This is a genomic window from Corynebacterium sp. HMSC074A09 (genome assembly GCF_001811545.1).
Taxonomy (GTDB): Bacteria; Actinomycetota; Actinomycetes; order Mycobacteriales; family Mycobacteriaceae; genus Corynebacterium; species Corynebacterium hiratae.
The window spans coordinates 212,872-224,690 of record NZ_KV805153.1; the positions used below are offsets into that span (position 1 = coordinate 212,872).

The following is an 11,819-nucleotide window of genomic DNA, read 5'->3' on the forward strand; positions in this document are numbered from 1 at the left end:
AGGAGATGGAAAACTCGATGACGGACTCACAGGTGCCTTCCGGGAACGAAGAGCGGGCACAGTCGGCCCATGCCAACCAGTCCTCCGCCTCTTCGCAGCCGGCTGCGTCGATGGCGGCCGGGGAAGCAGGCCGCAGCATGAGTGATGAGCAAATGCTGGCCTATACCAGCGCGGATCCTTTCGCCCAGACGTCGTCCAAGCCCTGGGAGTATGAAGTTACCTCTCCCTACCTGCGCAAGGTGGCCATCATCTGGATCATTCTCGTTATGGCCGCGCACCTTTTCATGGGCTTTACGGTGGGTCTGTCCTTTACCGGCGCGACGGTGACGACGATTGATAAGTTCGCTTTCCCCGGCGTCGGCGTGGTGATTTCCATTTTGTCTTGGCTAGCGCTGACCCGCCCGCGGCTGCGCGCGAACTCCGACGGGGTGGAGGTCCGCAATATCGTGGGAACCCGTTTCTACCCGTGGCAGGTCATCTACGGACTGTCCTTCCCCGAAGGCTCCCGCATGGCGCGCATCGAGCTTCCGGACTTTGAATACGTGCCGGTCTGGGCCCTGCAGTCGGGCGATAAGGACGACGTGATCACCAATGTCCGCTCTTTCCGCGACCTAGAAGCCCGTTACATGCCGCAGGATGACTAGTGGCTGATCCCTCTCAGTACCGTCCCGCGCCCGGAAGCATCCCTACAGATCCGGGCGTTTATAAGTTCCGTGATGAGAACCGCCGGGTCGTCTATGTGGGCAAGGCAAAGAACCTGCGGGCGCGGTTATCCAATTACTTCCAGGACATCACTCAACTACACCCGCGCACTCGCCAGATGGTGCTGACGGCGGCTTCGGTGGAATGGACCGTGGTGGCCAGCGAGGTGGAAGCGCTGCAGCTGGAGTACACGTGGATTAAGCGCTTCGATCCGCGCTTTAACGTGATGTACCGCGATGATAAGACTTATCCCATGCTCGCGGTATCCGTTGGGGAGACCATTCCGCGTGCGTTTTTCTACCGGGGCCCACGCCGCAAAGGCGTGCGCTATTTCGGTCCCTATTCCCATGCCTGGGCGGTGCGTGAATCCCTGGATCTTCTCACTCGCATCTTTCCCATGCGTACCTGCGCCAAGGGTGTGTTCAACCGCCACGAGCGCTTGGGGCGGCCCTGTTTGCTGGGGTATATCGGCAAGTGCGATGCCCCCTGCATCGGCCGCGTTAGCCCGGAAGAACATCGCGATACGGTTAACCAACTCATCAGCTTCATGAACGGTAACACCGCACCCGTTCGCAAGCGGGTCACGCAGCGCATGGAGGAGGCCGCGGAGAACCTGGAGTTTGAGTTGGCGGCCCGCCTGCGCGATGACTTGGGTGCCATCGACAAGTTGATGGAGCAGCAGGCAGTGGTGTTGCCTGATGGCACGGATGCGGACCTCATTGCGTTTAGCTCGGATGAATTGGAAGCTGCAGTTCAGATCTTCCATGTGCGTTCGGGACGCATCCGCGGGCAGCGCGGCTGGGTTGTGGAGCGTTCCGGAGATCAGGCAACGACTGACGCGGTGCGCGAAGGCGAGCCAGATCCTGGTCTGCCGGCTTTGATCCAAAACTTCCTCATTCAGTTCTATTCTGACGCGGCAGAACGCCAGCGCCTAGAGGCTGAAGAAGACGCGAAGTTGGAGCGTAGGGGAGTGGACCAGGAATCCCATGCCGAGGAGCATCGTGGAAACGCTATTCCGCGGGAGATTTTGGTCCAGGAACTGCCCGACGAAGCCGATGAGGTCAAGATCGTTTTGGAGGAGCTGCGTGGCGCCCAGATCGATCTGCGCGTTCCGCAGCGAGGGGATAAGCGCGCGTTGATGGAGACCGTCGAGCGCAATGCCAAAGAGCAACTGAAACAGCACAAACTCAAGCGCGTTGGCGACCTCACTGCGCGCTCCGCCGCACTCCAGGAGCTGCAGGAAGCACTGGGCATGGATTCCGCGCCGTTGCGCATCGAGTGCACGGATATCTCCCACATTCAGGGCACCGATGTTGTGGCCTCCCTGGTGGTTTTCGAGGATGGGCTGCCCCGTAAGTCCGACTACCGGCGTTATCGCATCAAGGAAGCGGCGGGCGATGGCCGCTCGGACGATGTCGGTTCCATCGCCGAAGTCACCCGCCGCCGGTTTAAGCATCACCATGACGATAAGCGGGCGGTGCCTGACGAAGAGCTAGAGAACACCACCTTCGCTGAGGAGTTGGTGCGCGAAGAGGCGGCGAGCCAGACCAAACGCAGCTCTTATCCGCCTCAGCTCTTCATCGTTGATGGCGGCGCGCCGCAGGTGGCAGCCGCGCAAGCTGTGTTTGATGAGCTCGGCATCGTCGATGTGACACTCATCGGTCTGGCCAAGCGCCTAGAGGAGGTGTGGGTGCCTGGTGATGACGAACCGGTGATTCTACCGCGCAATTCGCAGGCGCTGTTTCTACTGCAGCACCTGCGCGACGAGGCCCATCGCGTAGCTATCTCTTATCACCGCCAGCAGCGTTCAAAGCGGATGCGCTCCTCCGTCCTCGACGCGGTCCCGGGCTTGGGGCCGCAGCGTCGCACGGACCTAGTGAAGCACTTCGGCTCGGTAAAGAAGCTCAAGGAAGCAAGCGTGGAGGACATTGCTGAGGTGAAGGGATTCGGCCCCAAACTAGCTCAGACCGTCTTTGATCACCTTCACGACTCTTAGGAGGGATTCCCACCGTATTCCTAGACAGGATTCCTACCGTGGCAACCACTTAAGTGGTAAGAATGGAGGCCATGACGTTGTTTGATTCTCCGCCCATTTTGATTACCGGCATGTCGGGCGGCGGCCTGACGTCGGCGGCAAAAGTGTTGGAGGATAAGGGCTACTACGTCGCCCACAACATCCCGCCGAAGGCCATCGTTGACCTCTTGAAGCTGTGTGCGCGTCCGGATTCTCCAGTTACGAAGATCGCCGCGGTCACCGACGTACGCTCCCGCATGTTCCCTGGTTCTTTGGCAGAAACCTTGGACGAACTAGAGCAGCTGGATATGAAGCCGACCCTGCTTTTCCTCGATGCGCGCGATGACGTGCTGATTCGCCGCTTCGATTCGGTGCGTCGCACGCACCCGCTGCAGGACGGTGAAACACTGAAGGCCGGCATCCAACGCGAGCGCGCCGCCGTGCAATCCATTCGTGAGCGTGCGGACATTATCATCGACACGACGAACCTGTCCGTTCATGACCTACGCCGTGCCATCGAGGCTGCCTTCGGTGACATGCGTGGGGAGCGCCAGCACGTCACGCTCCAGTCCTTCGGCTTCAAGCATGGTTCTCCGCGGGACGCTGACCTTGTCGTCGACGTCCGTTTTCTTCCCAATCCTTATTGGGTACCGGAACTGCGGGGCTACCGGGGCACCGATGAGCCGGTGTCGGATTACGTTCTGTCCCAAGACGCCGCTGAGCCTTTTATCGAGCGCTTCATCGACATGTTGGACTCGATGCTCACGGGGTATCGCCACGAGGGGAAGAATTTCATCACCGTAGGCATTGGTTGCACGGGTGGGCACCACCGTTCCGTGGCCGTCACGGAAGAGATTGCCCGCCGCCTTAGCGAGCGCGGAGACTTGGATGTGAGCACCCTGCACCGAGACATCGCCCGCGACTAGGCGCGATACGTATCGAGAAGATTCGTATTCATTCCTTTTATTACATGACTGAAAGCTAGTACTTACGTGACGACTCTCCCACTCCACATGGCTAGCCTGGGCGGCGGCCATGGTCTTTATCAAACCTTGCTCGCTGCTCGCCGCACGGGCGCGGAGGCAATCTCCGCCATCGTCACCGTGGCCGATGACGGCGGTTCATCCGGCCGGTTGCGCCGCGAGATGGACATTATTCCGCCGGGTGATTTGCGCATGGCGCTCGCCGCTTTATCCAGTGATACGGAGGATGGCCAGCTGTGGGCTGAGACGCTTCAGCATCGCTTCCAGAGCACCGGAGCGATGGCCGGCCACGCCGTGGGCAACCTCCTCATCGCTGGACTCACTGAGGTGTTGGGGGATTTCCAGGCGGCTCTCGATGCCGTTGCCCGCTTAACGGAGTCGGCCGGCCGGGTACTGCCAGCCGTGAACTTACCTCTGGAGATTGAGGCGGATGTTTCTGGGCTTGACGACGACCCCCGTATCATTCGCTCGGTCCGCGGCCAGGTGGCTGTTGCATCGACCGTGGGGCAGGTGCGCCGGGTGCGCATCATTCCGGAGAAGCCTCGGGCCAACCCGGAAACCATTAGCGCGCTGCACGACGCGGACCTGATCACCCTAGGTCCTGGTTCCTGGTTTAGTTCCGTTCTCCCACACGTCCTGGTGCCGGATATCGTCGACGCGATTACCTCGTCGGATGCTCTCCGCGTGGTGGTGCTCAATCTTTCTGCTGAGCCGGGTGAGACCCAAGGTTTTTCTGCCGAGCGCCACCTGCATGTCCTAGCGCAGCACGCCCCGAGCCTGCGGGTAGACCGCGTTATCGTCGACGCATCCGGGCTTCCGAACGAGTCGGAGCGAGTCTTTGTCCAGCGCGCCGCCAGTGTTCTGGGCGCTACGGCAGTCTTCCGAGACGTGTGCCAATACGACGAGGACGGAAGGTCGATTAATAAGCACTGCCCAGACAAGCTGGCGCAGGTGCTCACCGAGCTTTACGCCGAGTATGCCGCCGATCGCGATGGCACAGCGGGAGCCCCAGACGCTCATCGCGGTTAAGCGCGCGATAGACTATGGGGCATTCATCGTTCACCGCCGCGTCTCGCCCACGCCAATCTGCGCGGTGCGCTACGTCCACGAGTTGAAAGGGGAGGCACGAGGTGTCTGCGTCATTGACCGATCAGGTCAAGGAGGAACTTACGGCGGTGTCCGTGCCGCGCCAGTCCGCCCGCGCGGCGGAGGTTGCCGCGATCCTCAGGTTCGCTGGCGAACTCCACATCACCGGGGACCGCGTGATGTACGAGGTGGAACTGGAGTCGCAGAGCGTAGCGAACCGCCTCGTCACCGCACTCGATGAGCTCTATTCGATTTCCGCCAGCACCCACGTCGCTGGGCCTGCGGCTTCGTCCAAGAAGAGTCGCGTGCAAGTGCGCATCACCACCGGTGCCAAGGAACTGACCAGACGCCTTGGTTTGGTAACCCGCTCCGGCCACCCCGTGGTGGGTTTGCCCCCACAAGTCATCTCCGGTTCTGTAGCCGATAATGAAGCAGCCTGGCGCGGCGCCTTCTTGGCGCAAGGTTCCTTGACCGAACCGGGCCGCTCCTCAGCGCTTGAGGTGACCTGCCCATGCCAGGAGGCTGCACTCGCTCTTGTCGGCTGCGCGCGCCGTTTGGGCGTGGCGGCGAAGACAAAGGAAACGCGCGGCGCGGACCGCGTCGTCGTGCGCGACGGCGACGCCATTGGCGCGCTGCTGACCCGTATGGGCGCCCAAGAGACGCGCCTGACATGGGAAAAAAAGCGGATCCAGAGAGAAGCCCACGATACGTCTCGCCGTCTCGATAATTTCGATGATGCCAACTTGCGCCGCTCTGCCCGCGCGGCCGTGACGGCTGCAGCACGCGTCGAACGCGCGATGGTCATCTTGGGCGATGACGTTCCGGAGCATCTCGCGGATGCCGGCCGCTTGCGCGTGCAGCATCGTGAGGCCTCTTTGGAAGAGCTCGGCCGCCTGGCTGATCCGCCAATGACTAAGGATGCGGTGGCCGGGCGTATTCGGCGCCTTTTGTCTATGGCGGACAAGCGTGCCAAGGAGCTTGGGGTCCCAGATACGACGAAGGCCGTCACTGAGGATCTTTTCGAAGAGTCCTAGTTACTCGTGCCCGTTCGGGCATTAGACCGGGTATCACGCCCGATTTCCGTGCGGCTGTTGCCGCATTTCTTTTTGGATTAATCCGCTCTTTTTTGCTTTAGTGAGATATCCCACCCCGCAGTGAAAGTCCCCAACATAATCCCACACAAACGGGCATATCTGCAGGTGTATAGCTCGAGGGTTGTCTCAAATTCTCTGCGACGGCCCAACCACTATACGCCTCTTTTTGGCCTCGTGCGACCACTCGTGTTGGGGACGGGCAGGAGCACTGCGGGATGCACAAACCGTGGGTACTATCGGCCGTGTTGGGAAAACCACCGAGCACGTCACGGAAGTGGCAGGGCAACGGTGCCGCAAGGACGGTCCACCGCACTGCCTATAAAGACAAAGTCTCGGAAGCCCCCACGATAGAACTTCACTCGATTATTTGAGGAGACATTACAGTGACCATTCGCGTAGGTATCAACGGATTTGGCCGCATCGGCCGCAACTTCTTCCGTGCAGTCGCACAGGGCAACAATGACCTCGAGGTCGTCGCAGTCAACGACCTGACCGACAACGCAACCCTGGCCAACCTGCTCAAGTACGACTCGGTGCTGGGCCGCTTCGACGGTGAGATCGAGCACGACGACGAGTCCATCACCGTCAACGGTCACAAGATTGCAGTCTCCGCAGAGCGCGATCCGAAGAACCTGAACTGGGGCGAGCACAACGTCGACATCGTCATCGAGTCCACCGGTTTCTTCACCGATGGTGAGGCCGCCAAGGCTCACATTGAGGCCGGCGCCAAGAAGGTCATCATCTCTGCTCCGGGCAAGAACGTCGACGCAACCTTCGTCTACGGCGTTAACTCCGATGAGTACGACGCTGAGAAGCACAACGTCATCTCCGCCGCATCCTGCACCACCAACTGCCTGGCCCCGATGGCCAAGGTCCTGCACGAGAAGTTCGGTATCGAGAAGGGCCTGATGACCACCATCCACGCCTACACCGGTGACCAGCGCATCCAGGATGCCCCGCACCGCGACCTGCGCCGCGCCCGCGCCGCAGCCGTCAACATGGTTCCGACCTCCACTGGTGCAGCAAAGGCCGTCTCCCTGGTTCTCCCGGAGCTGGAGGGCAAGCTCGACGGCTACGCAATGCGCGTTCCGACCATCACCGGTTCCGCCACGGACCTGACCTTCCAGGCATCCCGCGACGTCACCGCTGAGGAAATCAACGCTGCTATCAAGGAAGCCGCCACCGGCGAGTTCGGCGAGACCCTGGGCTACACCGAGGATCCGATTGTCTCCACCGACATCATCACCGACTCCCACGGCTGCATCTTCGATGCGGGCATGACCAAGGTTTCCAACGGCAACTTCGTCAAGGTCCTTGGCTGGTACGACAACGAGTGGGGCTACACCAGCCAGCTCGTGCGCACCACCTCCCTGGTTGCCTCCAAGCTCTAAAGTTGACTCTTTAGAATGACCACAGTGAACCAAGCTGTGATCGCCTGTGACAGCTCCACAGGCTAGACACCGGCCCATGCGCCACGCCTCACCCTCCATAATCTCGTGGCGTGCGCTGGGCCGATAGTCGTTTATAAGGAACCAGCACACTTTCCCATTGAATAGCATTAACCTTTAGCTTGAGTACCTACTTTTAAGGAGAACATCATGGCTTTCAAGACTCTGGACGACCTGCTCGCAGAAGGCGTCTCCGGCCGCCACGTCCTCGTCCGTTCTGACTTCAACGTCCCACTTGATGATGAAGGAAACATCACCGACTCCGGCCGCATCACCGCTTCCTTGCCCACCATCAAGGCCTTGATTGAAGGCGGTGCGAAGGTCATCCTGTCGGCGCACTTGGGCCGCCCGAAGGGCGAGGTCAACCCGAAGTACTCGCTGGCCCCAGTAGCAGAAGCTCTGTCTGAGGCACTGGATCAGTATGTCGCCCTCGCCGGGGATGTCAGCGGCGAGGACGCCCACGAGCGCGCTAACGGTCTCAACGAGGGCGATGTCCTGTTGCTGGAGAATGTCCGCTTCGATCCACGCGAGACCTCGAAGGACGAGGCAGAGCGTGGCGCCTTCGCTGATGAACTCGTCGCCCTGGCTGCAGACAACGGCGCCTTCGTCTCCGATGGTTTCGGTGTCGTTCACCGCGCGCAGGCTTCCGTGTACGACGTGGCCAAGCGCCTGCCTGCTTACGCCGGCAAGCTCGTGCAGAAGGAAGTGGAAACCCTGGCGGCGGTAGCAGAGAAGCCAGAGCACCCGTATGTGGTTGTTCTTGGCGGCGCCAAGGTATCCGACAAGCTTGGTGTGATTGAGGCGCTCGCCGGTAAGGCCGACAACGTCATCATCGGCGGCGGCATGTGCTACACCCTCCTGGCAGCACAGGGCTACAACGTCCAGAACTCCCTGCTGCAGGAAGACCAGATCGACAACTGCAAGGAGCTGCTGGAGCGCTTCGGCGATAAGATCGTCCTGCCGGTCGACCTCGTCGCTGCCACCGAGTTCAATGCCGATGCAGAAAATAAGGTTGTGGGCCTCGACGGTATCCCGGAGGGATGGATGTCCCTCGATATCGGACCGGAATCGGTGAAGAAGTTCGATGAGGTCATCGCTTCCTCCAAGACCGTCTTCTGGAACGGCCCGATGGGTGTCTTCGAGATGGAAGCCTTCTCCAAGGGCACCGCAGGTGTGGCGCAGTCCATCATCGATGCCACGGCCAAGAATGGTTCCTTCACCGTCGTGGGTGGCGGTGACTCCGCAGCTTCCGTCCGACTGCTCGGCCTCGACGAGGACGGCTTCTCCCACATCTCCACCGGTGGTGGTGCTTCCCTGGAGTTCCTGGAAGGCAAGGAGCTGCCGGGCGTCAAGGTCCTGGAATCCTAATCAACCATCCTCTCAACACAGTCTGACTTCGAGAAAGGCTAATCATGGCACGTACCCCGCTTATCGCTGGTAACTGGAAGATGAACCTCGACCACAAGGAAGCTATCGGCTCCCTGCAGAAGTTCGCTTTCTCCTTGCCGAAGGAATACTACGAAAAGGTCGACGTGGCTTTTATGGTCCCGTTCACCGACATTCGCACGGTCCAGACGCTTGTCGACGGCGACGACCTGCAGTTCACCTACGGCGCGCAGGACATCTCCAAGCACGAGTCCGGCGCCTACACCGGTGAGGTATCCGGCAAGATGCTCTCCGCCCTGGGCTGCTCCTGGGCAGTGGTGGGCCACTCCGAGCGCCGCGAGTACCACGGCGAAACGGATAAGCTCGTCGCAGAAAAGGCCGCAGCGGCGTTGGCCAACGGTATCAGCCCCATCGTGTGTGTCGGCGAGCCCTTGGATGTCCGCGAGAAGGGCACTCACGTCGATTACGTGGTGACCCAGACCCGCAACTCCCTGGAGGGCCTGTCCGCTGAGGATCTGGCAAAGACCGTCATCGCTTATGAACCTGTCTGGGCTATCGGCACCGGCAAGGTTGCTTCCGCTGAGGATGCACAGGAAGTGTGCGCAGCTATTCGTCAGCTCGTCCGCGAGCTCGGCGGCGACGAGGTTGCCGAAGGCATCCGCATCCTCTACGGCGGCTCCGTCAAGGTGGACTCTATCGCGGAGATCGTGGGCAAGCCCGACGTTGACGGTGGTCTCGTCGGCGGCGCCTCCCTCAAGGGCGAGGAGTTCGCAAAGCTGGCGGCTAACGCCGCCCAGGGCGCCTAATCTCCCCGCATCCTGCCGTGGCGGGTCGGAATAGTTTCTGGCCCGTCACGTGGTGTATCATCGAGGATTATTGCGCGCGCTGTCTTCGCGCCCTTTTTTCCACGCGTGACGGTGGCTCACCACGGTGATTCACTAACGCGCGTCATACTCACTGTACATACGCGTAAACAAGGAACTACTTCATGATCTTGGCACTGGAAATCCTCCTCGTGATTGCCGCAATCTTGATGACTATCTTCGTGCTGCTGCACAAAGGTAAAGGTGGTGGCCTGTCGAGCCTCTTCGGCGGCGGCGTGCAGTCCAACCTCTCTGGTTCCACCGTGGTAGAGAAGAACCTTGACCGCTACACCGTGGTCATGGTGGTTATCTGGCTTGCCTGCATCGTGGCTCTGAACCTGCTGCAGGCTTATAGCTAAAAGGTCTTTCGGCCCCGCCGCACATACGCCAAACGCCGCGTCCCTCCTCCAATAAAGGTGAAGGACGCGGCGTTGTAGTTTTCATTGGCGGCCCTAGAGAAGCCGCCGGGGAGCTGTTGTTAGAGACGCTGCGCGGCATCGTCGCTTAAGAACAGCAGCGTTTCCTCAGTGCCCTGAGCACCTGCGGCCGGCCAGTCCTCAGCCGCAGCGCCAGCCACGAGGTGGGAGACAGCCTCGGCCTTCTCCTCACCGGAAACCAGGAACCAAATGCGCTGGGAGCGGTTGATGGCCGGGTAAGTCAACGTAACGCGCTCAGAAGGCGGCTTGGGGGAGTCGTGGACCGCGAAGGCATAGTCGGTGTCTTCATAGACCGCTTCTGAATGCGGGAACAGGGAGTTAATGTGGCCTTCGTGACCCATGCCCAGCAGGTGAATATCGAAGCCTTCCGGCGCAAAGTCACGGATCTCGCCCTCATAGGCTTGTGCTGCGTGCTCCATGGATACGGCTCCCAAGTCATAGCCGTGAATGTGGCGCTCCGGGATATCCACGTGTGCCAAGAGAGCCTCACGGGCTTGGCCCTCGTTAGAGTCCGGATCGCTTACCGGCACGTTGCGCTCATCGCCGAAGAAAACATGGATGCGCGTCCAGTCCACAGCCAATGCTGGGTAGTCGCTGCCTTGCTGTTGAGCGGCGTCGTGAAGCCGTGCCAGCTCGCGCAGCATGCCGATTCCTGCTCCGCCACCGGTGAGCACGACGCGGGCGACACCATCCTTGTGGAGGCCGCCGCCTGGGGCTTGAATCGCCGCAACCGTCTCAATAAAGGCGAGTGCGGCGGAGGATATGAGCTCGTCGATGTCGCTAACGCGGCGAAGCGTGACCATGGTGCAGAAAGATCCTTCTGAATGATGAGACTAGGAAACGATGAAATGATTATGCCTACACACTGTAGTCCACGCGGGCTAAGGCGCGGAGAGCGTGAGCGTATGTCTTATCCGCATCGAGATGGCGGAGTTCTTCCGAAAGCACTTCTGCTTCGGAACGCACCGCGAGGCTAACGAGTGATTCCGGGGAGCCCGGAACACTGACCTTCACTGTCGCAGGGTCAACGACAGTGACGCTAACATCGGCAGTGGGACGTTGGAAAACCACCGAGGTAATCGGGAAGGTACCCGCCGCGCAGTCCGACACAGTACGGGTAACGGGGACGGAGAGGGCGTCGAGAAGCCAGCCGGCAGCAAAGTCGACGGCGGCGTGGTGCTCGGCACCGGAGATCTTCACAGAGGTGATCGGTTCGTGCGGGAACCTGTCGAGGGCCGAAGCGACGATACCGCGCCAGAGGGTGATGGCACCCCACGACATGTCGGAATCTCCGGGCTTATAGCCAGAGGAGAGCACGTGGAGGTCGTACTGATCGACTCCACTGCCGAAGGCAACGTTGGTAATACGGCGCTGGGCCAGCGCACCGATCGGAACAGAGGACGGGGACGGCGGGCATGCCGTAGGCCACCACGCCACGATTGGTGTATCGGGAAGAAGCAGTGGAGTCACTACCGCTTCTGCCTGATCCGCGAGGGCGCCATGCAGGTGCATGACGACGATCTCCGAGGCACCCGCTTCGCCACCGACGCGCAACTCGGCGTCGAGCCGAGTGTCCTCGTCGAGATTTCCAGTAGCGATGACGATGACACGGGAAGGGTGCTCGTGGGAGGCATCGCGCACCGATGCGAGCAGGTTGTCCAGGTCATCGCCCTCTTCGGTCATGACGATGAGCGTGAGGACCCGGCCGGTCGTGAGCGTGTAGTGCTCCTGCATCTCTACAAGCTTCTTAGAGATCTTGCGCGTCGTCGTATCGGGCAAGGGGATAATCATAAGGCCATTCCTCCT

At 60.6% G+C, this 11,819-nt stretch carries 11 protein-coding genes; 9 read left to right on the top strand and 2 right to left on the bottom strand.

All coding sequences use genetic code 11. The features are described 5' to 3' along the window. The first annotated feature begins 17 nt into the window (after positions 1-17). The 9 genes from HMPREF2807_RS08210 (at position 18) to secG (ending at position 9,935) form a co-directional block, all read left to right on the top strand. Positions 18-644 (top strand): PH domain-containing protein, encoded by a 627-nt coding sequence (locus HMPREF2807_RS08210; protein WP_049157463.1) that lies wholly within the window; start codon positions 18-20, stop codon positions 642-644. Next, a complete protein-coding gene (gene uvrC / locus HMPREF2807_RS08215) occupies positions 644-2,698 on the top strand; it encodes an excinuclease ABC subunit UvrC (protein WP_070511746.1) in 2,055 nt (684 codons plus the stop codon). Before HMPREF2807_RS08210 ends, uvrC begins: the two co-directional genes overlap by 1 nt. 62 nt (positions 2,699-2,760) lie before the next feature. Further along, a complete protein-coding gene (rapZ, locus tag HMPREF2807_RS08220) occupies positions 2,761-3,642 on the top strand; it encodes an RNase adapter RapZ (protein ID WP_070511748.1) in 882 nt (293 codons plus the stop codon). Positions 3,643-3,729: 87 nt separating this feature from the next. Beyond that, positions 3,730-4,728, top strand: a complete 999-nt coding sequence (gene yvcK / locus HMPREF2807_RS08225; protein ID WP_049157461.1) for a gluconeogenesis factor YvcK family protein — start codon at positions 3,730-3,732, stop codon at positions 4,726-4,728. A 101-nt stretch (positions 4,729-4,829) separates the two neighbouring features. Beyond that, positions 4,830-5,819 (top strand): DNA-binding protein WhiA, encoded by a 990-nt coding sequence (whiA, locus tag HMPREF2807_RS08230; RefSeq protein WP_046649102.1) that lies wholly within the window; start codon positions 4,830-4,832, stop codon positions 5,817-5,819. A gap of 443 nt (positions 5,820-6,262) precedes the next feature. Beyond that, complete coding sequence (gap, locus tag HMPREF2807_RS08235; RefSeq protein WP_070511751.1) at positions 6,263-7,270, top strand: type I glyceraldehyde-3-phosphate dehydrogenase; 1,008 nt, start codon at positions 6,263-6,265, stop codon at positions 7,268-7,270. A gap of 207 nt (positions 7,271-7,477) precedes the next feature. Then, positions 7,478-8,695 (top strand): phosphoglycerate kinase, encoded by a 1,218-nt coding sequence (gene pgk, locus HMPREF2807_RS08240; RefSeq protein ID WP_046649104.1) that lies wholly within the window; start codon positions 7,478-7,480, stop codon positions 8,693-8,695. A 44-nt stretch (positions 8,696-8,739) separates the two neighbouring features. After that, entirely contained in the window at positions 8,740-9,519 is a 780-nt protein-coding gene (gene tpiA, locus HMPREF2807_RS08245) for a triose-phosphate isomerase (RefSeq protein ID WP_046649105.1), read from the top strand. A 182-nt stretch (positions 9,520-9,701) separates the two neighbouring features. Beyond that, positions 9,702-9,935, top strand: a complete 234-nt coding sequence (gene secG / locus HMPREF2807_RS08250) for a preprotein translocase subunit SecG (protein WP_046649106.1) — start codon at positions 9,702-9,704, stop codon at positions 9,933-9,935. Between the two features lie 119 nt (positions 9,936-10,054). Here secG and pgl read toward each other — a convergent pair whose 3' ends face one another. Beyond that, positions 10,055-10,816, bottom strand: coding sequence for a 6-phosphogluconolactonase (pgl, locus tag HMPREF2807_RS08255; RefSeq protein ID WP_046649107.1), 762 nt, complete (start codon positions 10,814-10,816; stop codon positions 10,055-10,057). Positions 10,817-10,871: 55 nt separating this feature from the next. Then, positions 10,872-11,804, bottom strand: a complete 933-nt coding sequence (locus HMPREF2807_RS08260; protein WP_046649108.1) for a glucose-6-phosphate dehydrogenase assembly protein OpcA — start codon at positions 11,802-11,804, stop codon at positions 10,872-10,874. Between the last annotated feature and the right edge of the window lie 15 nt (positions 11,805-11,819).